Source organism: Reyranella aquatilis, assembly GCF_020880995.1.
GTDB classification, from domain to species: domain Bacteria; phylum Pseudomonadota; class Alphaproteobacteria; order Reyranellales; family Reyranellaceae; genus Reyranella; species Reyranella aquatilis.
Genome location: NZ_JAJISD010000009.1, coordinates 1 through 20,917, shown reverse-complemented (window position 1 = coordinate 20,917; position 20,917 = coordinate 1). Strand labels below are relative to the sequence as shown.

23 protein-coding genes are annotated in these 20,917 nt (G+C 65.8%); 16 read left to right on the top strand and 7 right to left on the bottom strand.

Going from position 1 to position 20,917, the window contains the following annotated elements:
* Positions 1-164: 164 nt before the first annotated feature.
* Positions 165-1,979, bottom strand: coding sequence for a B12-binding domain-containing radical SAM protein (locus LJ725_RS19765; protein ID WP_230552449.1), 1,815 nt, complete (start codon positions 1,977-1,979; stop codon positions 165-167).
* Positions 1,980-2,276: 297 nt separating this feature from the next.
* Here LJ725_RS19765 and LJ725_RS19760 point away from each other — a divergent pair, with 297 nt between their 5' ends.
* Entirely contained in the window at positions 2,277-3,527 is a 1,251-nt protein-coding gene (locus LJ725_RS19760; RefSeq protein WP_230552447.1) for an MFS transporter, read from the top strand.
* Positions 3,528-3,592: 65 nt separating this feature from the next.
* Here the strand turns inward: LJ725_RS19760 and LJ725_RS19755 are convergent, their stop codons facing one another.
* Complete coding sequence (locus LJ725_RS19755; RefSeq protein WP_230552445.1) at positions 3,593-3,748, bottom strand: DUF3309 family protein; 156 nt, start codon at positions 3,746-3,748, stop codon at positions 3,593-3,595.
* A gap of 10 nt (positions 3,749-3,758) precedes the next feature.
* Complete coding sequence (locus LJ725_RS19750) at positions 3,759-4,355, bottom strand: superoxide dismutase (RefSeq protein ID WP_230552443.1); 597 nt, start codon at positions 4,353-4,355, stop codon at positions 3,759-3,761.
* A gap of 387 nt (positions 4,356-4,742) precedes the next feature.
* Here LJ725_RS19750 and bfr point away from each other — a divergent pair, with 387 nt between their 5' ends.
* Positions 4,743-5,228, top strand: a complete 486-nt coding sequence (bfr, locus tag LJ725_RS19745; protein WP_230552441.1) for a bacterioferritin — start codon at positions 4,743-4,745, stop codon at positions 5,226-5,228.
* A 212-nt stretch (positions 5,229-5,440) separates the two neighbouring features.
* Here the strand turns inward: bfr and LJ725_RS19740 are convergent, their stop codons facing one another.
* Together LJ725_RS19740 and LJ725_RS19735 are read right to left on the bottom strand one after the other, a co-directional pair.
* Complete coding sequence (locus tag LJ725_RS19740; RefSeq protein WP_230552439.1) at positions 5,441-5,644, bottom strand: (2Fe-2S)-binding protein; 204 nt, start codon at positions 5,642-5,644, stop codon at positions 5,441-5,443.
* 157 nt (positions 5,645-5,801) lie between these two features.
* Positions 5,802-7,442 carry an adenylate/guanylate cyclase domain-containing protein gene (locus LJ725_RS19735; RefSeq protein WP_230552438.1) on the bottom strand — a complete coding sequence of 547 codons (1,641 nt, stop codon included), beginning with the start codon at positions 7,440-7,442 and terminating at the stop codon, positions 5,802-5,804.
* A gap of 86 nt (positions 7,443-7,528) precedes the next feature.
* On the opposite strand from LJ725_RS19735, the gene LJ725_RS19730 reads away from it, so the two are divergent.
* Genes LJ725_RS19730 through LJ725_RS19715 form a run of 4 tightly spaced genes read left to right on the top strand, consistent with a single transcriptional unit; the run spans position 7,529 to position 9,760 of the window.
* Complete coding sequence (locus LJ725_RS19730) at positions 7,529-7,987, top strand: MaoC family dehydratase (RefSeq protein WP_230552437.1); 459 nt, start codon at positions 7,529-7,531, stop codon at positions 7,985-7,987.
* Complete coding sequence (locus LJ725_RS19725; protein WP_230552436.1) at positions 7,984-8,829, top strand: VOC family protein; 846 nt, start codon at positions 7,984-7,986, stop codon at positions 8,827-8,829. The genes LJ725_RS19730 and LJ725_RS19725 overlap by 4 nt, the downstream gene beginning before the upstream one ends.
* Positions 8,830-8,834: 5 nt before the next feature.
* Positions 8,835-9,278, top strand: coding sequence for an acyl-CoA thioesterase (locus LJ725_RS19720; protein WP_230552435.1), 444 nt, complete (start codon positions 8,835-8,837; stop codon positions 9,276-9,278).
* Entirely contained in the window at positions 9,275-9,760 is a 486-nt protein-coding gene (locus LJ725_RS19715) for a PaaI family thioesterase (protein ID WP_230552434.1), read from the top strand. The genes LJ725_RS19720 and LJ725_RS19715 overlap by 4 nt, the downstream gene beginning before the upstream one ends.
* A gap of 183 nt (positions 9,761-9,943) precedes the next feature.
* Here LJ725_RS19715 and LJ725_RS19710 read toward each other — a convergent pair whose 3' ends face one another.
* Positions 9,944-11,467 carry a hypothetical protein gene (locus tag LJ725_RS19710; RefSeq protein WP_230552433.1) on the bottom strand — a complete coding sequence of 508 codons (1,524 nt, stop codon included), beginning with the start codon at positions 11,465-11,467 and terminating at the stop codon, positions 9,944-9,946.
* A gap of 122 nt (positions 11,468-11,589) precedes the next feature.
* On the opposite strand from LJ725_RS19710, the gene LJ725_RS19705 reads away from it, so the two are divergent.
* From LJ725_RS19705 to LJ725_RS19675, 7 genes are all read left to right on the top strand, one after another.
* Entirely contained in the window at positions 11,590-12,330 is a 741-nt protein-coding gene (locus tag LJ725_RS19705; protein WP_230552431.1) for a class I SAM-dependent methyltransferase, read from the top strand.
* A complete protein-coding gene (locus tag LJ725_RS19700; protein WP_230552430.1) occupies positions 12,323-13,363 on the top strand; it encodes a glycosyltransferase family 2 protein in 1,041 nt (346 codons plus the stop codon). The genes LJ725_RS19705 and LJ725_RS19700 overlap by 8 nt, the downstream gene beginning before the upstream one ends.
* Before the next feature lie 14 nt (positions 13,364-13,377).
* Positions 13,378-13,710 carry a DMT family transporter gene (locus tag LJ725_RS19695; RefSeq protein ID WP_230552428.1) on the top strand — a complete coding sequence of 111 codons (333 nt, stop codon included), beginning with the start codon at positions 13,378-13,380 and terminating at the stop codon, positions 13,708-13,710.
* An 11-nt stretch (positions 13,711-13,721) separates the two neighbouring features.
* Positions 13,722-14,585 (top strand): crotonase/enoyl-CoA hydratase family protein, encoded by an 864-nt coding sequence (locus tag LJ725_RS19690; RefSeq protein WP_230552426.1) that lies wholly within the window; start codon positions 13,722-13,724, stop codon positions 14,583-14,585.
* 87 nt (positions 14,586-14,672) lie between these two features.
* Positions 14,673-15,707, top strand: coding sequence for an ABC transporter substrate-binding protein (locus LJ725_RS19685; protein ID WP_230552424.1), 1,035 nt, complete (start codon positions 14,673-14,675; stop codon positions 15,705-15,707).
* Positions 15,708-15,713: 6 nt separating this feature from the next.
* Positions 15,714-16,541, top strand: a complete 828-nt coding sequence (locus tag LJ725_RS19680; RefSeq protein WP_408015759.1) for an ABC transporter ATP-binding protein — start codon at positions 15,714-15,716, stop codon at positions 16,539-16,541.
* 1 nt (position 16,542) lies between these two features.
* Complete coding sequence (locus tag LJ725_RS19675) at positions 16,543-17,340, top strand: ABC transporter permease (RefSeq protein ID WP_230552422.1); 798 nt, start codon at positions 16,543-16,545, stop codon at positions 17,338-17,340.
* Between the two features lie 132 nt (positions 17,341-17,472).
* Here the strand turns inward: LJ725_RS19675 and LJ725_RS19670 are convergent, their stop codons facing one another.
* A complete protein-coding gene (locus LJ725_RS19670; protein WP_230552421.1) occupies positions 17,473-18,294 on the bottom strand; it encodes an enoyl-CoA hydratase in 822 nt (273 codons plus the stop codon).
* Positions 18,295-18,445: 151 nt separating this feature from the next.
* Here LJ725_RS19670 and LJ725_RS19665 point away from each other — a divergent pair, with 151 nt between their 5' ends.
* The 3 genes from LJ725_RS19665 (at position 18,446) to LJ725_RS19655 (ending at position 20,656) form a co-directional block, all read left to right on the top strand.
* Positions 18,446-18,913 carry a MaoC family dehydratase gene (locus LJ725_RS19665; protein WP_230552419.1) on the top strand — a complete coding sequence of 156 codons (468 nt, stop codon included), beginning with the start codon at positions 18,446-18,448 and terminating at the stop codon, positions 18,911-18,913.
* A gap of 10 nt (positions 18,914-18,923) precedes the next feature.
* Entirely contained in the window at positions 18,924-19,643 is a 720-nt protein-coding gene (locus tag LJ725_RS19660; RefSeq protein ID WP_230552417.1) for a gamma-glutamylcyclotransferase, read from the top strand.
* Between the two features lie 86 nt (positions 19,644-19,729).
* A complete protein-coding gene (locus LJ725_RS19655) occupies positions 19,730-20,656 on the top strand; it encodes a DMT family transporter (RefSeq protein WP_230552416.1) in 927 nt (308 codons plus the stop codon).
* Positions 20,657-20,917: the final 261 nt, after the last annotated feature.

Sequence of the window (20,917 nt, the reverse complement as noted above, 5' to 3'; positions counted from 1 at the left end):
AGGTGCGCGCGCCCAGCCTTCGAGACGCGCTCCGGCGGAGTGCTCCTCAGAGTGAGGTCAGTGTTGGAATGCTCGGCTCGATTTAATCTCGCCGAAAGACACTCCAGGGAAAGCGGGACGGACTGGCGGCCCGGCGCAAGGACGCGCCGCCAGCTCTGGGGCCGCTATTCCGCGGCGGCGAGGCGCTGCTGGTTCTGCTGGGCCGCGACCTTGGCGCGGGCGAGGTCCTCGCCGCGGCGCTTGTTGACGGCCGCACCGCCACCTGCCGTCTCGGCGAACAGCGACAGCTTGTCCATATCCTCGTCGACCACTGGCTGCAGCGCGAGGTCGGTATATTCGAGGCGCTTCGGGTCGTTCTTGACCTTGCGGCCGATGGCGATGCCCTGCAGCGTGAGGCGCGTGTAGATCTTCAGCTTGCGCCAGAAATCCTTCGCCACCTTGTAATGGAACACGCCGATCGGCTCGATCGGCATTCCGTGGCGGCGATCGAGCCGGTACTTCATGCGCACCGCGCCGCCTTCCAGCGGATGCACGCCCTCGGCCTCGAACATGATCTTGAACATGGTCATGAAGCGCGCGGGCTCGGCCGGGTCGCGGCCCGGGATCGCCCCGTGGCGGCGCGCCACCGTCTCGATGTGCTCGGGCGTGTAGTAGGACTTCCACGCCTCGCGATAGACCTGCTCGAACTCCGCGTCGCTCATCTTCGGATGATGCACGCAGCGATGATGCACGTCGTACTTGTTGAGGTCGGGATCCATCCAGACGCCCTGCTTCCACAGGGTCTGGTGGTCTTCCGAGCCCGGCAGCGGCGTGAGCATGAACAGCTCGAGGATGTCGAGCGGCAGCTCCTTCTTGATGATCTCCATGTCGCGCAGGATCGATTCGCGCGTGTCGCCCGGGAAGCCCAGGATGTAGCCGGCCCAGGTCGAGGCACCGCTGTTGTGCCAGGCCTGCAGCATCTTGCGGTACTCGGTGATCTTGTTCTGGCGCTTCTTGGCGGCCAGCAGATTGTCCGGGTTGACGTTCTCGAGGCCGATGAAGACGCGATAGACGCCGGCCCAGCGCGCCTTATGGATGAAGTTCGGAATGCGGTGGCACTGGGTGTCGACCTGGATGATCAGTGACAGCTGGATGCCCTCGTTCTCCTTCAGCTCGATGAGCCGGTCGAAGAAGTCTTCCCAGTGCTTGTTGCGGGCCATGTTGTCGTCGGTGATGAAGAACGACGTGATGCCCTGCTTGTAGTTCTCGCGGATGATCGCTTCGAGATCGTCGGCGGTGCGGAAACGGCTCTTGCGGCCCTGCACGTTGATGATGGTGCAGAACGAGCACTGGAACGGGCAGCCGCGGCCGAGGTCGAAGCTCGACATCCCGCCCTCGTTGCGCGCCAGCGCCGACGGCGGCAGGTGCGGCGTCGGGGCGCCTCCGAGGTTCGGCAGGTCGTCCATGTAGTTGTAGAGCGGCTTCATCGTGCCGTTCATCGCGTCGCGCAGCACGAGGTCGAAGCGGCCTTCCTCGGCCTCGCCGGCGAAGATCGAGATGCCCATGTCCATGGCTTCCTGGATCTCGGGCGGCGTTACCGGCAGCATCGACAGGCAGCCCGACACGTGGAAGCCGCCGATCGACACCGGCAGGCGACCCAGCTTCAGGAACTTGCGGGCGAGGTCGACCGCGTGCGGGAACTGGTTGGTCTGGACGCCGACCAGGCAGACGAGTCCCTTGCCGCCGCTGCGTTCGACCTGGGCCAGAAGCCGGTCGGGACGGACGCGGGTATTGGTCTCGTCGATCGGGTGGATGACGATGTCGACGTCGGGGCCCAGAACTTCGCGCGCGCGGCAATCCTCGCCCAGCCCGTAGAGCGCGGCGAGGGTATTGGACGGAATGTGCGACCGCAGCCAAGTGATCGGATAGCCATCATCGTCGTAATGAGTCGGCTTGATCAGGATCAGATGAAACTTCGTACGCTTTACGGCACCGCTCATCGCGGACTTCTCCAAAGGCAAAACCCGCGCGCGGCCTCGAGCCCTTTACCGCTTGACGGCAACCATCAGCACAATGCGCTGAGCCGCATCGCAACGCAACGGGGCGCGACTGATATTCACAGGCTGAGAGACGCAATAAGGCTACTAAATTTAGGGTTTTGTAAGGCCGAGCCCGGCCATTAGTGCGGGCGCGCCATGCCGAGGCGATTATTGCAGTCTCCCCTCGGGGCGCGCAGGTTTGTGGTCCCTTGAAGCGTCCGAGCCCAAAAGGCGCAGGGGGAGGGAACAAAGCAAGACGTGAGCCTCATCGCGCGCGCGCCGGCGCTGGCGCCCTTCCGAATCCGCAGCTTCCGCTTCCAATGGCCGGCCGACCTCCTTGCCTCATGGGCGTTCGAAATGGAGGGGGTGATCCTGGGCTGGTTCGTTCTGGTCTCGACCGGCTCGGTGCTGGCGCTTGCCGTGTTCGGCTCGCTGCAGTTCCTGGGGACGCTGATCTCGCCTCTGTTCGGCATGGCCGGTGACCGGATCGGCAATCGCAACGTCCTGCTGCTGATGCGGCTGGCCTACCTGATCCTGGCCCTGTGCCTGACGGCGCTCTTCCTGAGCGGTCTCGCGGCTCCCGTCCCGGTCTTCATCCTGGCCACCGTGATGGGGCTGGTGCGCCCCTCGGACATCACCATGCGCAACCTGCTGGTCGGCGAGACCATGCCCGCCGATTACCTCATGCGCGCCATGGGCGTGTCGCGCACGACTGCGGACTCCGCCCGCATCGTCGGGGCGCTGTCCGGGGCCGCGCTGGTCGCCGCGCTCGGTTCGGGGCTGGCCTATGTCGCCGTCTGCGCGGTCTATGCCGTTTGCCTCTCCTTGACGTTCGGTGTCGGTATTCGCCGGCTGCGGGTGGTGAGCGACGGCGAGACGATGCCGACGGCACTGGGCGCCCTGCGACAGGGCTTCGCCTACGTGTGGTCCACGCCCGTGGTGCGTGCCGTGATGCTGCTCGCTTTCCTGGTGAATTTCGCGGCCTATCCGCTGACGGGCTCGTTGCTCGCCTATGTCGCCAAGGACGTCTACGGCATGAACCAGACCGGGCTGGGCTGGCTGATCGCCTTTTTCGCCGGCGGTGCGCTGACCGGGTCGATCATGGTGTCGATGTACGGCGCCCATATCCGGCCGGGACGGACCATGATTGTGAGCGCGTTGGTCTGGATGTCGCTCAACCTCGTCTTTTCATGGCTCACCACGCCGCTGCTGGGCGAGATCGTTCTGTTCGTCTCCGGATTTTTCCAGAGCTTCTGCATGATCCCCATGGCGGTGATCCTGCTGCGGGTCACCAACCCGGCGCTGCGCGGCTGCGTCATGGGGGTTCGCATGCTCGCGGTCTATGGCCTGCCTCTCGGGCTGCTCCTCTCCGGTCCCCTCGTCGAATGGACGGGCTTCAGCGCGACCGGCAGCTTCTACAGCCTGCTGGGCCTCTTCTTCACCGTCTCCATCGCCTTGTGGTGGCGGACGGATCTCTGGGATCGTGCAGCGCCGGTGAACGCCAGGTAACGCCAACCCGGGGGGCCAAACAAAAGGGGGCACCCGAAGGTGCCCCCTGATCGTCGGATGGGTCGCTATATGCGTCCCATCAGCAACAGGATGATCACGATGATGAGCACCAGTCCGATGCCGCCGCTTGGGTAGTAGCCCCAGCCGCTGCTGTGCGGCCAGGTCGGCAGCGCCCCGATCAGGATGAGGATCAGGACGATCAAAAGGATGGTGCCCAGCATTCAGTTCTCCTTAGTCGAGGTTTTTGTCGGCGAACGACCAGTTCGCGAGCTTGTCGAGCCAGGCCTGGATGTGATCCGGGCGGCGGTTCTGGAAGTCGAGGTAGTAGGCGTGCTCCCACACGTCGGCGACGAGGAGCGGCTTGCCGCCATGCGCCATCGGCGTGTCGGCATTGGCGGTCGTCTCGATCTTGAGCTTGCCGTCCGCACCCTTCACGAGCCACGCCCAGCCGCTGCCGAACTGGCCCACCGCGGCGGCCTTGAAGGCGGCCTTGAAGGCGTCCAGCCCGCCGAAGCTGTCGTCGAGCAGCGACTTGATCTTGCCGGTCGGCTCGCCGCCCTTCGGCGTCATGCTGTTCCAGTAGAAGGTGTGGTTCCAGATCTGGCCGGCGTTGTTGAAGATCGCCTTGCCCTTCTCGTCCTTGGCCGACTTCTTCACGATGTCTTCGAGGGACAGACCCTCGTAGGCCGTGCCCGGGACCAGCTCGTTCAGCTTGTCGACATAGGCCTTGTGATGCTTGCCGTAGTGGAACGAGATGGTGTTGGCCGAAACGACCGGCGCGAGCGCGTCATCGGCATAGGGCAGTTTCGGAAGGGTGAAATTCGACATAACGCGAGTCCTCAAGCTGGCTGGCCCGGATCGACCCGGGCGGGCGGCGTCCGTCATGAACGCACCTCACCTTATGACGTTCCAAGTTGTGATCGCGCTACGTTTTTTGAGGCTGTTTCGACGTAAAGCCCTGACTGCGCGTAGGGAATCCGGGCGGGAATAGCCGGTCGATGAGCGAGACGGCCGCGTACCGATGCGACGTCCGACGTGCCGGCTTTCCGGTCACGCTCTGACGAGAACGAACGCAGGTTGCTCCCGCTCGCTCCACGTCGATGGGCGTTGTGCAGTTTTTTTAGCGAACGTTTCTCAGTCGCTCACTCTTCGGTTGCGTCCCCGAAATCGGTGAGTATCTGTAAGGACCTACTCAATTTTCGCAGGAGGTTCGCCATGAAGGGCAGCCCGCAGATCATCGCCGAGTTGAACAAGCTCCTGAAGAACGAGCTCACGGCGATCAACCAGTATTTCCTGCACGCCCGCATGATGAAGCACTGGGGTTTCGATCGCCTCGGTCACAAGATCTACGAAGAGTCGATCGGCGAGATGAAGCATGCCGACAAGCTCATCCAGCGCATCCTCATGCTCGACGGACTGCCCAACCTCCAGGACATGGGCCGGATCGCGATCGGGGAGACGGTGCCCGAGGCTCTCGAAGCCGATCTCAAGCTCGAGAGCGCGGCGCGCATCGCACTGGTCGAGGCGGTGACCGCCTGCGAGGCCGCGAAGGACTATGTCAGCCGCGAGATCGCGGTCAGCATCCTCGAGGATGCCGAGGAGCATATCGACTTCCTCGAGACCGAGATCGGCCTCATCGAGAAGGTCGGCGTCCAGAACTATCTGCAGAGCCAGATGGGTGAAGGAAAGGGGCCGAGCTGACCGCCCGGCAGCGCAGCCGGTCCTAGAGCGCTTCTGGGCGAGCTTGAATCAAGCCGAACATTCAAACAACGACCTCACCCTGAGGAGCATCGCGCAGCGATGCGTCTCGAAGGGTGGGCACCGCACCTTGCCTGTTGCCCATCCTTCGAGACGCACGCCTTCGGCGCGCTCCTCAGGATGAGGTAAGTGGGTCAATGTGAACTGGAGCGGCTCTAGTCGGCCGCCATCAACGCCTGCGGGGCCACGCTCTCGCGGGCCAGCGTTTCGGCAATACGCTCCCGCATGTCGCAGGCGCAGGAGCCGCATTGGGGGCTCTTGCCGCAGGCGCGGAACACGTCGGCCGGTCGCCGGGCGCCTGCCCGGACGGCCGCGTCGACTTCACGCTCGCGAATGGCTTTGCAGATGCAGATATACATGCCTTGCTGGCCGTTTCTTCCCGCTGTTGCGACTTACTCGCACCCGCGACGATAGGGGGGCGGCCCCGACCGGTCAAGCGGTTCGAGAGGTCCTTTGCGGATCCGGCCGCACCCCGTGGCGCCGGCGCCCCGCGCCGGTCGCGGTGATGAGGCAGCCTTACGGGGGCGCCACCAAGAACGGCCCGATCGCGATGATCGAGCATTCGGATCCCCCGGCGTCGCGACACGCCTGGAGCGCCATGGCGGTGGCGTCCTGTTCGGTCGCCCGCCCGCTCGCCAGGCCGATGCGGCCGTTCATGCCCAGGGCCACGGCGCGCCAGTCGTTGGCGATCAGATACTGCTCGAGGGCCTTGATCTGGCCCGCGTCGAGGCCGGTAACGTCCTGCGGTGTCAGCACGTCGGTCGCGCGCATGCTCTGGGGTGTGCGGACCAGAACCTCGTTCTTCAGGGCGTAGACGACGCACGGGCGTCCGGTGAGGTGCCCACAGACCTGCAGGTTGCGCCGGATCACGTCGGCATCGGTTTCGCTGGGGGTCCACCAGTCGAAGCGGGCGTGACCGAGCACGAGGGCGCGATCATGCTGGTTGGGCACGTAGCGCAGGGCCAGCCGTTCGCGTGCCTGGGGATGGAGAAGCGGCGCCGTCGCGGGATCGAAAGCAATCGGCGGCGACGGCCGTGACGCCGGCACGTAGGGCGGAGGCGGCATCGGCGGCGGGCGGAACGACCAGACGACGTCGTTCTCGACGGCGTAGAGCATGCAGCGATCGTAGTCGCGCACCCGCGGCACGTCCCGCGCGACCGCCCTGTTGCACTCCTCGAGGGCCGCATGGCGGGCGGCGTCCTCGTCGACCCGGCGGGTCGCCATGGCAAAGATGCCGCGCACGTTCAGCGCCAATGCCTTGGCACCCTCGGCGCGGGCATAGTTCTCCAGGGCCCGCATCCGGAAATCGGGAACGAACGGCACTTCCTTCGCAATGTAGCGGCGCGGCCCCGGATCTGGTGTGGCGGCCGGAGGGGCCGCCGCCGGAGCGGTCCGGGAGGCGGCGGTGCCCGCGACGGTTTCCGGCAGAGGCCGGTTGATGACCGGCAGGTCCGAGGTGGGCTCGGCGGTCTGCAGCGTCGGTGTCGGCGCGGGATCGCGCAGGTAGAAGGTCCCGGCGAGGGCCGCGAGCACCAGCACCCCGGCCACCCCACCGACCAGCAGGGACCTGGCGCGCGGCATCCGGCGCGCTGCGGCATGCGCCGGGTGGGACGATCCGCCCGGCCGGGGGCCGTCGATCGTTAGGCGATAGGCATGGATGGGACGAGGGATGTTCTTGACGTGCTGCTCGCCGATGTCCTCGGCGCCCAGCATCAGCTTGCCGACGATCTGCTCGTAGACCGAGCCGGAGATGCAGATGCCGCCCGTGGCGGAAATCGATTCCAGCCGCACGGCCACGTTCACGGCGTCGCCCATGAGATCGTCGCCGTTTTCCACCACGTCGCCCAGGTTGACGCCGATGCGCAGCGTGAGCTGATCGTCGGGACCGGCGGGGGCGTTGGCGGATCGCATCGCCTCCTGGATTTCCAGCGCCGCCCGGACGGCCTCCACCGGGCTCGCGAATTCCGCCAGCAGCCCGTCGCCGGTCATCTTGAAGACCCGTCCGCGATGCTGGCGGACCAGCGTGCCTGCGGTGTCGAGGCGCGTGCCGAGCAGCCCCAGCGCATGTTCCTCGTCGCGGGCGGACATGGCGCTGAACGCCACGACGTCGATGGCAAGGATCGTCGTCAGTCGCCGGACGAGGTTTGGGTCTGTCATCGCATTTCCGTTCCGACGCCAAGGTAGCATAGGGCGCGACCGAGGACATGCTTGCGTGACCGGCCACGCTCTGCGAAGACCGGGACATGCAGTCCGAACAGCCCCGCTACTGGGAAGATTACGAAGTCGGCCGGAAGTATCCGCTGGGCTCCACCAGTTTCACGGCCGAAGAGATCATCGAGTTCGCCGAAAAGTTCGACCCCCAGTCCTTCCACGTCGATGCAGAGGCGGCCAAGTCCTCGCTGTTCGGGGGGCTGTGCGCCTCGGGCTGGCATGTCGCCGCCAAGCTGATGCGCCTGTTCGTCGACAGCTACATCGACAAGCGCACGGCGCTCGGCTCGCCCGGCGTCGACGAGCTTCGCTGGCTGAAGCCGGTGCGGCCGGGCGACACGCTGACGGCGTGGGTGGAGTGCGCGGACAAGGTGCCGTCGAAGAGCCGTCCGACCATGGGCGTCATTCACGAGCACTGGAGCGCGGTCAACCAGAACGGCGAACTGGTCATGACCTCCAAGGGCGTCAACATGGTGCGTAGGAGGCCGGTATGAAGCGTGCGGTGACGGGACTCGACCATGTCGTGGTCATGGTCGATGGCATCGACGCGGCCGAGGCGGCCTACCGCAAGCTCGGCTTCCAGGTCCAGCCGCGCGGCTTCCACAAGAAGCTGGGTACGGCCAACCATCTCATGATCTTCGACACCGATTATTTCGAGATCCTGGGTATCGTCGAGGACACCGAGTTCAATGCCGAGCGCCGTGAATGGTTGAAGGACGGCGGCGGGCTGGCCAACGTGGCGCTGGCGACGGAAGGCGCGGACGTCGCATTCGAGGCATTCAAGGCCGCCGGTCTCAACCCGGATGCGCCGCTGTTCTTCGACCGTGCCGTCGAGGTGGCCGGCAAGACCGAACTCGCCAAGTTCCGCACCGTCCGCATCCCGAAGACCAACATGCCGGTGGTCGGGTTCTTCGTGTGCGAGCATCTCACGCCTGAATTCGTCTACCGGCCGGAATGGGCGGCGCATCCCAACGGCGCGCGCGGGATCCTCGGGGTCACCGTCATCGCGGAGCAGCCGACCAAGTGGATTCCGGAGCTGGAGAAATACTTCGGCTCGGATGCAGCCAAGCGCGAGGGCGACGGGCTGGTGGTCGATACCGGCACACAGCCGATCCGATACATGACCCCCAAGGACTATGCCGTGCGTTATCCCGGCATCACGCCGGTGCGGCCGGGCGACCATCCGGCGCTGCTCACGATCCGGGTCGAGAACCTCGCGGCCTGCGAGGATCTTCTCAAGAAGAACGGCGTCACCTTCGTGAAGCCCGACTCCGGCCGCCTCGTGGTGCCGCCCGCCGAAGCCGCCCATCTCACCCTGGAATTCTCGGAGCGTTAGTCTTCATGGCGTTCGATCTTGCCGACCGCGGCATCTACGGCTTCTCGACCACCGAAAACCTGCGCTTCGCCGACGTCGACGCCAACGGGCACATCAACAACGGCGCATTCCTCGAACTGCTGGAGAACGTGCGGGTCTCATACCTTCGTCAGATCGTGCGCACGGGTTTGCCGCGCTTCCGCATGGTCGTCGGGCGCATCGAGGCCGATTTCAAGCGGCAGATGTTCTACCCCGGCACGGCCGTCGCCTGCTGCCGCCTGATCGAGGCGCATGACCGCAAGTGCGTGGTCGGCCAGGGCCTGTTCGACGGCGAGGGCAACTGTACCGCCGTCCAGAAGGTGATCATGGTGTCGCTCAACGAGGAGACGCATCGCGCCACGCCGTTCGATCCCGCGGTGCGCGCCATGCTCGACCGTCTCGTTGCGTCGAAGGGGGGAATCGATCCATGACCGCTTCCGCCCCCACCGCTTCTGCCCTCGTGCCCGAAGGCTTCCGCAAGCTCGACGTCCGCGACGACTTCATCGCGCTTGCGGGACCGCTCTGGTTCAAGGCGGAGGAGGACGGGCTCAGAATCGGCCTGCCGCTCGAGAAGCGGCACGGCAATCCGATGGGGTGGGCGCATGGCGGCCTGCTGGTCACCGTGGCCGACATGGTGATGGGCATCGGCTCCGGCTTCTCGACCGGCATGTTCTGGCCGCACCCGACCATTTCTCTCACCAGCGAGTTCGTGCGCGGCGCGAAACTCGGCCAATGGCTCGAGGGCAAGGCGCGCATCGCCCGGCGCACGGTCAATTTCTGCTTCTGCAGTTGCGACCTGGTCTGCGGCGGCGAGATCGTGCTGGTGGCGTCGGGCGTCTTCAAGGTGCCCGATCCCGACAAGATCCCCGAAGCCGCGCGTGCCACTGCGCTATCGCCGCCGTGGAAGCAGTAGTCTTCTTTAGCCTTCCAACCGTAACCACCTCACCCTGAGCGACCACAGGCCGCGTCTCGAAGGGTGGGCACGCGCACCCGTCTTCGTTGCCCATCCTTCGAGACGGCGCGGCGCGCCTCCTCAGGATGAGGGATTGTGTGTTGCGTCAGGAAACGGCGCTCCGGTCGAGACGGGCAATTGCCGCTACTTCTTCAGCTTTTTCCGCCGGTAGATGCGGTAGCGGTCGAAATCCATGAGGTGTTCGTAGTTCTCGAAGGCGTCGGCGAAGACACGGTTCTGCAGGAAGTATTCGAGATAGTCGAATTCCCGGCCCTGGCAGCGGGGAACCCCGGCAATGCGGTCGACGATCAGCAGGTCGGGATGCTCGCGTGCGAAATCCTCGCTCAGCGTGTCGAAAACGAACTTCTCCGAATCGCCCATCGTGTCGGGCGGATTGTAGAGCGCGGGGAAGTCGTCGCAGGTCGCATAGACGCCCTGCAGCACCCACATCGTGAGGAAGCGCGTCGTCATGCGCCCGCCGAGATAGTTCACCATCGGCCAGAAGGGGTAGATGCCCGGCGACAGGACCAGGAAGGTCCGGTTGGGCGCGTTCTGCTCGATGATGTGCTGCAGACGGCCGCCGATCGAATCCTCGAACTGCCGCTGCTTGTAGAAGGGCGGATTGTACAGCGCCGCCTGGAAGTAGAGCAGGACGAGGAAGGTGGCGCAGAGCACCGCCACGGGCAGCCGGTGGGCGCTGCGGCTGATCGGAAGGTAGCGGTCGACGGTCTGCGAGACGGTCAGGGCGGCGAGGAGGATCGCCGCCGAAAGCGCGGGCAGCACGTGATAGGGCCAGCCCTTGGCCTGGCCGATCGCCGACAGGGCCGCGCCGACGCCGAACACCACCAGCACGCGGGCGGCGATGGTCTTGGTGAAGACAATGGCCAGCAGACCGAAGATCGCGAGGGCGATCAGGGTCGGGCCCAGCACGTTGCTGGTCAGCACCTCGCGCCAGCCCGAATCGCCGATCGGCGCATAGGCCTCGATGGCGAGCGGCAGGACGAAGTGCCCGAACTCCGGGAACACCAGGTACATGATGGCGAGATGCGCGACCGCCAGCAGGCCGATGGCCCAGGGGATCGGGTCGGTGAAGGTCGCCCGCCAGCCCCGGCGCATCAGCAGGTAGATCTCGACCGCGGCCGGGATGGCGAGATAGTGCGGCTTCATGGCCAGCGCCACACCGGCCACGAGGCCGATCAGGATCGAGGCCAGGCGCGACGGGTTCACGCCCTCCGCGCGCGCCATCGAGGCGACCAGATAGGGCGCGCAGGCCACGAACATGATGTGCTCGCGCTGGCCGAAATGCTCGTTGGGCAGCACCGAGAAGAGGAACAGCAGCACCGGGGGCAGCAGCGCCTCGGTCAGCGCATGGTCCGCCGACGGCACGAGGCGGATCAATCGCCGGCAGGCCCAGAAGGAAGCGAAGATGCCGGCGACCACCCAGGCGGTGAACCAGAATGCCACGGTCCCCGGCAACAGCTTCGCGGTGAGGACCGGCAGGCCGTGGACAATGAAGGTCAGCGGCAGGTTCTCGTCCAGAACCTCGACATAGAGCTTCTCCCCGCCGATCCAGCGGGTCGACACGTCGAGGATGGCGGCGACGTCGTGATTGATGGGCGGGAAGAAGTAGCCGGCCAGCCACAGGATCGGCAGCGCGAACAGCGGCACGGACAGAAGCCGCTCAATACGCGGCGGGATTGTCGGCGGGGTGGTCTGAGCGGTTGGCAAGGCGGGGCGAAGATATCATAAGCGGACGGGAAGACGACATTTCCTGGGAGACGCCGCGCTTCATGGAACGGGCCGAGTACGAGCTGATGCATGCGGTCGAGGACCGCATGTGGTGGTATCGCGGCCTGCGCCGACTGGCGTCCGGGCAGCTTGCCCGCTCGCTGGCGCGTTCCGGGGCCGCCGGTTCCGTGCTGGACGCGGGATGCGGCACCGGGGGGATGTTGCGTCTTCTGGGGCCGGACGTGGCGGGGCGGCCCGCCATCGGCCTCGAATACGATCCCGTCGCAGCCTCCATGGCGAGGACGAAGGCCGCTCGCCCCGTCGTCTCGGGTTCGGTGAACGAATTGCCGCTGCGCGACGGTGTCCTCGCGGCCTATGTCTCGCTCGATGTGCTCTGCCATGCCAACGTGGATCCCGCGCGTGCCCTGAAAGAGGCGCATCGCTGCCTTGGGCCCGGCGCGATCGCCGTCTTCAATCTGCCTGCCTATTCCTGGATGCTGTCGGCGCACGACAGGCGCGTCCACAATGCCCGCCGCTTCACCCGCGGGGAGGCCCGCGCCCTCGTCTCCGCCCACGGCTTCCGCGTCGTTCGCGCGAGCTATTGGAACACGCTGTTGTTTCCCCTGATGCTTCTCCATCGACTGGTCGAACGCGGCGACGCCGAAAGCGACGTGCGCGACTATCCCAGATGGCTGGACGCGATTTTCTCGACAGCGCTCGCCATCGAGCGCGCCGCCATCGGCGCAGGCCTCAACCTTCCCTTCGGCGGTTCCCTCATGATCGTGGCGGTACGTGATGCTTGAGACTTCGGAAACCGCACCGGCGCTCTCCATCGTCGTTCCGGTCTACAACGGCGCCGCCACCGTCGGCGACCTCGTCGCGGCGCTTCGGGCGCTCGAAATCGACGGCGCGCTGGAGATCGTGCTGGTGGTCGACGGCAGTCCCGACAACAGCCTCGACGTCTGCAAGCAGTTGGCCGCACAGCCCGGTGCGCCGGTGATCGTGCTGAGCCTCAGCCGCAATTTCGGCGAGCACAATGCGGTCATGGCCGGTCTCGCGCGGGCACGTGGCGCCTACACGATCACCATGGACGACGACCTGCAGAACCCGCCGGAGGAAGTACGGCGCCTGTTCGAGCATGCCCGCGACGGTAACTACGACGCGGTCTACACCTACTACGAGGAAAAGAAGCACGCGGCCTGGCGCAACCTCGGCAGCCGTTTCACCAACTGGTGCGCCGACAAGCTGATCGACAAGCCGCCCGGCCTTTACCTCTCGAGCTTTCGCTGCATGTCCCGGTTCCTGGTCGAGCGAGTCACCGCCAGCTACGAGGGGCCGTCTCCTTACGTCGACGGGCTCATCTTCCAGATCACCCAGAACGTGAGCCGGTTGCAGGTCAATCACCTGCCACGGGCCGAAGGGCGGTCGAACTACACGCTGCGTCGGCTGCTGCGCCTGTGGCTAGCGATGTTCCTCAATTTCTCTGTAATGCCGCTGCGCGGGGCGACGATTCTCGGACTGGTGTTTGGCGCCCTGGGCGCGCTGGCCGCCGGCATCACGATCATCGAGGCGATCCTCTCCGACAAGCCGCCCCAGGGCTGGGCGTCGCTGATGGTCGCCGTGCTCGTGCTGGCGGGCGTGCAACTGCTCGTGATCGGCATGATCGGCGAGTATCTCGGCAGCATGTTCCTGGCCGTGAACCGCAAGCCGCAATACCTGGTGCGCGAAGTTTTCCGTCGCGGTCCCGGCCCGGGGGGGCTCGACATCGAACGGCCGAAGGTCGATACGCGGGCGGCCGGCCAGCCGCATCGCGAGCCGCCGCAAGATCAGGGTTGAGGGGAGAGCAGGGGATGATGATCTACTACGTGGCGCTGGGGATCGGCATCCTGACCGGCATCGGCGGGCAGATGCTCCTCAAGGCGGGCGCCGATGCGCCAGACTTCATGAGCCAGCTGTTCCGCCCCTCGACCATCATGGGCCTGGCGCTCTACGGATCGGCGGCTTTCCTCTATATTGTCGCGCTGCGCAAGATTCCCGTGTCGGTCGCCTTTCCCAGCGTGTCGCTCTCCTATGCGATCGTTGCAGTGCTCGGGCACTTCCTTTTCGGCGAGCCATTCGGCATCAAGCAGATCGGCGGCATCGCCCTGATCGTGGGCGGTGTCGTTCTCATCAACCAGGCGTGAGGGAGCGTTCCGTGGATTACGAGCAGATCAAGTACGAGACCAGGGACGGCATCCTCACCATCACGCTCAACCGGCCCGACAAGCTCAATGCCTTCACCGGCAGGATGCTGTCGGAACTGCTCGACGCGATGGACCGTGCCGACCGCGACGACGACGTGCGCGCTGTGGTGTTCACCGGTGCCGGCCGCGGCTTCTGTGCCGGTGCCGATCTCTCCGGCGGCGCCAACACCTTCAACGCCGAGAATCGCGGGCCGATTGATCCCGGCCTCGATGGCCATCGCGACGGCGGCGGTCTCTTCACGCTGCGCCTCTACGAATCGCTGAAGCCGACGATCGCCGCCTGCAACGGCCCGGCGGTCGGCGTCGGCATCACCATGCAGCTCGCCATGGACATCCGCCTCGCCTCGGAGGCGGCGCGCTACGGTTTCGTGTTCACCCGCCGCGCCATCGTCATGGAAGCCTGCTCGAGCTGGTTCCTGCCGCGCCTCGTCGGGCCGCAGCAGGCGCTGGAATGGGTGATGACCGGCCGCGTCTTCTCGGCCGAGGAGGCGCTGAACGGCCGCCTCGTGCGCTCGATCCACAAGGCGGACGATCTTCTGCCGGCCGCCTATGCGCTCGCGCGCGAGATCGCCGACAACACCGCGCCGGTTTCGGTCGCGCTCAATCGCCAGATGATCTGGAAGATGCTGGGTGCCGATCATCCGATGGAAGCACACAAGGTCGATTCCAAGGGCATCTATTCGCGCGGCAAGTCGGACGACGTGAAGGAAGGCGTGACCGCCTTCCTGGAAAAGCGCCCGGCGCGCTTCCCCATGAAGGTGAGCGACGGGATGCCGTCCTACTTCCCGTGGTGGCAGGAGCGTAAGTTCAAGTAGCGGAGAATCCGCCGAGTGGTCTGACGGTTGCCGCGACGGGGGGCTTACGGCAAGCTGCCGCAAAACAAGCCTGTCGCGGAGGAAACGATGACCAAGCTGCAGATGTGGCGCCGGACCCTGCTGGCGGCCGCCCCGGTGATGCTGGCTGCGCCTCATGTGGCGCGAGCCCAGGGCAAGCCCGAGAAGAGCAAGGTGATCCTCGCGGTCGGCGGCAAGTCGGCACTCTACTACCTCTCGCTGACCATCGCGGAGCGCAAAGGCTTCTTCAAGGAAGCCGGGATCGACGTCGAGATCAACGACTTCCAGGGCGGCGCCAAGTCGCTGCAGGCCCTGATGGGCGGCAGTGCCGACGTGGTCGCCGGCGCCTACGAACACACGATCCGCATGCAGCAGCGCGGCCAGGACGTGACCGGCTTCGCCCTGATCGGCCGCGGCATGCAGATCTGCATCGCGCTGCGCAACGACGTGGCCGCCCGGGTGAAGGGTCCTGCCGACATCAAGGGCATGAAGTTCGGCGTCACCGCGCCGGGCTCCTCGACCCACATGCTGCTGAACTTCTGGGCGGCCAAGGGCGGCCTGAAGGCCAGCGACGTGGTGGCGATCGGCGTCGGCGCCGGCGCTTCGGTCATCGCCGCGATCGAGAAGGGCGAGGTCGACGGCGTTTCCCAGACCGATCCCGCGCTCACGATCCTCACCGACAAGAACCTGGTGAAGGTGCTGGTCGACACGCGCACGACCAAGGGCAACCAGGAAGTGTTCGGTGGGGCGTTTCCGGCCGCCAGCCTCTATTCGCAAACCGACTTCATCAAGAAGAACCCGGCCACGGTGCAGGCGCTCGCCACCGGCATCGTGCGCGCCAACCAGTGGCTTCAGACCGCCACGCCGGCCGACGTGGCGAACGCGGTCCCCGAAGGCTACCTGCTGGGCGATCGCGCGGTCTACGAGAAGTCCTTCGCCGGCGTGCGCGAGACCATCTCGCCCGACGGCACCATGCCCGCCGGGGCGATGGAGAACTGCCTCAAGTTCCTTGCGGAGAGCGACCCGGCGATCAAGCCGGCGACCGTGAAGCTCGCCGATACCTGGAACAACGAATTCGCCCAGCGCGCCGCCAAGCGCAGCTAGTTCGACGTGACGCCGAAGGAAGGGCCGGCGCTGGCGCTGGCCGACATCACCTGCCGCTTCGCCGCGCGCGACGCGACGAGCGAGCCCTACACCGCCGTTGCCAACACGACCCTGAACATCGCGCGCGGTGAGTTCGTGTCGGTGGTCGGGCCGACCGGCTGCGGCAAGTCCACCCTGCTGAACGTGGCGGCCGGCCTGCTGGAGCCCTCGACCGGTACGGTCGAGGTGTTCGGTGAGCGGCTGCTGTCGGCCCATGGCGTGAACCGGCGCGCGGGCTACATGTTCCAGGCCGACGCGCTGATGCCGTGGCGTACCGGCATCGACAATGTCATCGCGGGACTGGAATTCCGTGGCGTGCCTCGCGCCGAGGCACTGGCGCAGGGCGAGGCCTGGCTGCGCCGTGTCGGGCTCGCGGGGTTCGGCGACCGCTATCCGCACCAGATGTCGGGCGGCATGCGCAAGCGGCTCGCGCTGGCGCAGACGCTGATCCTCAGCCCCGACATCCTGCTGATGGACGAACCCTTCTCGGCGCTCGATGTGCAGACCCGCCAGCTCATGGAGAACGAACTGCTGGCCTTGTGGGCGGAGGATCGCAAGTCTGTGCTGTTCATCACCCACGATCTCGAGGAGGCGATCGCGCTGTCGGACCGCGTGGTCGTTCTCTCGGCCGGTCCCGGGACGCGGCCAATCGGCGACTTCAAGGTCGACCTGCCGCGGCCGCGGGACGTCTCGGAGATCCGCATGACGCCGGCCTTCCTCGATCTCCACCGCGAGATCTGGGCGGCCATGAAGGAAGAAGTGCTGAAAGCCTATCAGCGGCAGAAGGCGGTCTGAGATGAAGCTCAGGATCGCCCAACTGCTCGTGCTCGGCCTGCTCGTGCTGTTCTGGTACGTGATGACCAAGCCGGGCCTCGTGCCGCCCTTCTATTTCGACAAGGACAATCGCGCCGCCTTCTTCTTCGGCGAGCCGCAGAAGGTCTTCTGGGTGGTCGTCGACTGGTTTCTGAGCGGCGAAATCTTCCCTCATCTCGGCATCACGCTGCTGGAGACGGCGCTGGGTTTCGCCATCGGCGCGGCTTCGGGGCTCGGCATCGGCCTGTGGCTGGCACTGTCGCCCACCGCCTCGGCGATCATGGATCCCTACATCAAGGGCTTCAATTCGATGCCGCGTGTCGTACTGGCCCCGATCTTCGCAGTGTGGTTCGGGCTCGGCATCTGGTCGAAGGTTGCGCTGGGCGTGACGCTCGTCTTCTTCGTGGTGTTCTTCAACGTCTATCAGGGCGTGCGCGAGGTCAGCCCCAACCTGATCGCCAATGCCCGCATGCTGGGCGCCTCGAAGCGCCAGCTCCTGCGCTCGATCTACCTGCCGAGCGCCATGAGCTGGGTGTTCGCCAGCCTGCACAACGCCGTGGGTCTCGCCTTCGTGGGCGCCGTGGTCGGCGAGTATCTTGGCTCCTCGATGGGCGTCGGCTACCTGATTCTCCAGGCCGAGGGGACATTCGACATCAATACAGTATTCGCGGGCATCCTCGTGCTGACCGCGTGTGCCCTCGCGCTCGACAGTCTCGTGGGAACCGTCGAGCGCCGCCTCATGACCTGGCAGCCGAAAGCCGGGCAGACGGAGAAGGTCTAGAATCGCTCTGCTTCAGACTCCTCTCCGCCGCTAGGGCGAGAGGCTGGGTGAGGCGGCGGCGCACACTCTCGCCATGTGTAACTCTCTCGCCTAACCTCTCCCCCTTGTCGGGGTAGAGGAACATGATGGGGGCTACTTCCCCGTAAATCGCGCCGCGCGCTTTTCGAGATAGTGCGCGACACCTTCCTTGAAGTCCGAGGTCTGGAACGAGAGTTCCATTTCGTGGTTGGCCTGGACCGTCGCCTCGGCGAGGGTCTGGAACTGGGCCTCCCAGAGCTGGCGCTTCATCACCGCGACCGAGCGGGGCGAGACGGTGTTGGCGAGCAGGGTGGCATAGGCGCGGGCCTCGGCCAGCAGCCTGTCGTCGGGAATGACCCGGTTCACCAGTCCCATGGCCAGCGCCTCCGGCGCCCGGAACTTGCGGGCCGAGCAGAGCAGGTCAAGCGCCGTCGGCAGGCCGACCAGCCGCGGCAGGAGCCAGCTCACCCCGTGCTCGGCAATCAGGCCGCGCTGGGCGAAAGCGGTCGTGAAGACCGCCGATTCCGCTGCGAACCGGAGGTCCGCATAGAGCGGGATGACCATGCCGAGGCCCGCCGCCGGGCCGTTGATGGCGGCGATGATGAACTTCGGGATCGCCGGAAAATAGGAGTAGTTCATCCTGAATTCGGGCAGCGTGCTGCCGCCCGGCAGGCCGTCCTGGGCCTTCGTCGACCGGTCGGCCGAGGCGCCGGAGCCGATCGCCTGCAGGCCGCCCATGTCCGCGCCGGCGCAGAAGCCGCGGCCGGCGCCGGTCAGGATGATCGCCCGGACGTCCGGATCGGAGCCGGCCCTGTGCATGGCGTCCTTGAGGTCGAGATGCATCTGCCGTGTCCAGGCATTGAGCCTCTCCGGGCGGTTCAGCGTGATGGTGCAGATCCGCTCCGAAACGTCGAAAAGGACGGTCTCGTATGCCATCTGGGGGTCTCCTCCTGTGCATTCTTGTGGATGGCATGATGGGCAAATCCCCGCGACGATACAAATCCGAGGGAGCCGCCGGAGACGCGCAAACGTGCGCCTCGGCAATTAATTGCAGATAAAATGAAGTCAATGAAGACGAGGCAGGTAGATGGCAAAGCGTGAATTCGCCCATCCCAGTGAAATGCAGAAGCACGTGGGAGAGGAAATCGGTGTCAGCGACTGGGTCGAGATCACCCAGGAACGAATCAACCTCTTTGCCGATGCGACCGGCGACCATCAGTGGATCCACGTCGACGTCGAGCGCGCCAAGAAGGACATGCCGGGCGGCAAGACGATTGCCCACGGCTTCCTGACGCTGTCGCTGATCCCGATGCTCAACAGCCAGATCTCGCACATCAACAACGTGCGCAACGGCATCAACTACGGCTGCAACAAGGTGCGTTTCACCAGCCCGGTCCAGGCCGGCTCGAGGGTGCGCGCCCGCGCCAAGCTGATTGCCGCCGATCCGATGGACAAGGGCGGCGTACGCCTGACCAACCAGGTCACCATCGAAATCGAAGGACAGGAGCGCCCGGCCTGCGTGGCCGAGACCATGTCCATCGTCTACGGCACCTGAGGATTCGCGTTTGCTGACGCGCGAGGACCTGACGTCGGAGCGTATCGACCAGATCGTGGCCGATGCGCGTGCCGCGGGCTACCACTTCTTCCTGTCCTCGGCCGAGCGCGAAGCCAGCCTGCGGGAGACGATGGCCGACCACCCGCCCGGTGCCGATGTCTGGGTCTTCGCCTACGGCTCGCTGATGTGGAACCCCGCGCTCGAATATGTCGAAGCCCAATCGTGCAAGGTCGACGGCTGGCGGAGGTCGTTCTGCTTCTGGACGCCCATGGGGCGCGGGACGCCGGAGCTGCCGGGTTTGATGCTGGCCCTCGAGGAGGGTGGGGGGTGCGAGGGCATCGCCTATCGCCTCGCGGCGCCGCATGTGCTGACCGAACTCGGCCTGCTGTGGAATCGGGAGATGCTGGCGGGACTTTACAAGGCGCGCTGGGTGCCGACCCTGCTGAAGGACGGGCGGACGGTCTCGGCCATCACCTTCGTCGTCGATCCCGCGCACTGCCAGTATTGCGGCGATCTGCCCGTCGAACGCGCCGCTCACCACATCGCTTTCGCCGAGGGCCGCCGCGGTGCGTGCCGGGACTATCTGACCAACACCGCCGAGCATGCACGTTCGCTCGGTATCCACGATCCCTATATCGAGGACATGGTCGCCCGCGTGAGGCGCCTTCGCGAGCAGCCGGCGCCGGCCTGCGTGCCGGCAAGCGCGGCCCTGCACGCACCGGCCAAGTAAGTCCCCGACCGCCTCCGGATTCGCCTCTCGGAAGGGAATCGCCGTCGCAGGATGCAGGCTTTCAGTGCCTGTGACATAGTCGCGATGTGTCCGTCCTCGTCGCCCGCTGGCTCGCTTTGCCGCCGAATTTTCGCGGCATCCTCTGGGTCGCTTTTTCGGGCGTCCTGTTCGCGCTGCTCAACGTCTTCACGCTGATCCCCGCGCAGCATCTCAATCCCTACGTGATGGCGTTCCTGCGCTACTTCTTCGGCGCGCTGTTCCTGGTGCCGTTCGTCATGCGGCTCGGCCTCTACCGCTCGCTCCACACCAGGCGCCTGCCGCTGCACATCTCGCGCGGCGCCATCCACACGGCCGGCATGATGCTGTGGTTCGTCGCCCTGCCGCTCACGACCCTGGCGGAGATCACGGCGCTGGGCTTCACCGGCCCGATCTTCGTCACCATCGGCGCGGCGCTGTTCCTCGCCGAGGACGTTCGCCTCCGGCGCTGGATCGCCGTCATCGTGGGCTTCATCGGCGCGATGATCATCATCCGGCCGGGCTTCGGCGACATCCATCTCGGTGTGATCTGCATCCTGATCTCAACGCCGATCTTCTCGGCCTCGAACCTGATCTCCAAGGCGCTGGCCCGCACCGACTCCTCGACCACCATCGTGATCTGGCAGAACATCGTGATCGTGATCTGCGCCCTGCCGTTCGCGCTGTGGTTCTGGCAGACGCCGGCCTGGGGCGACATTCTCTGGTTCCTGCTGGCGGGAGCGGCCGGAACCCTCGGCCATATCTGCCAGCAGCGCGGCTACCAGCTCGCCGACATCACGCTCCTGCAGCCCATCGGTTTCCTGTCGCTGATCTGGAACACGATGCTGGGCTACTTCCTGTTCTTCCAGAAGCCCGATATCTGGACCTTCGTCGGCGCGGCGGTGATCTTCGGCAGCGCTCTCTACATCTCCCACCGCGAGGCGGTGCGCCGGGCCCAGATCAAGACAGCGGGCACGCAGGCCAATCCGGAGGCGTGAGAGGCGTCGAGAGGGAGGGCCGACACGTGTCGGCTTCTCAACTCACGACCTCATCCTGAGAAGCGACCCGCAGGGTCGCGTCTCGAAGGATGGGAACCCGCCCTTGCCCGTTGCCCATCCTTCGAGACGGCGCTTCGCGCCTCCTTGTATCAAGAGACGGCCGCGTCGGCGTAGAGTTGCGGGCGCGGTCTCGGTGGAGAGCCCGGAGTCTCCTGGGGCCTACAAGCCCGTTCCTGAGCTCGGTGCCTCCACCGTTGATTT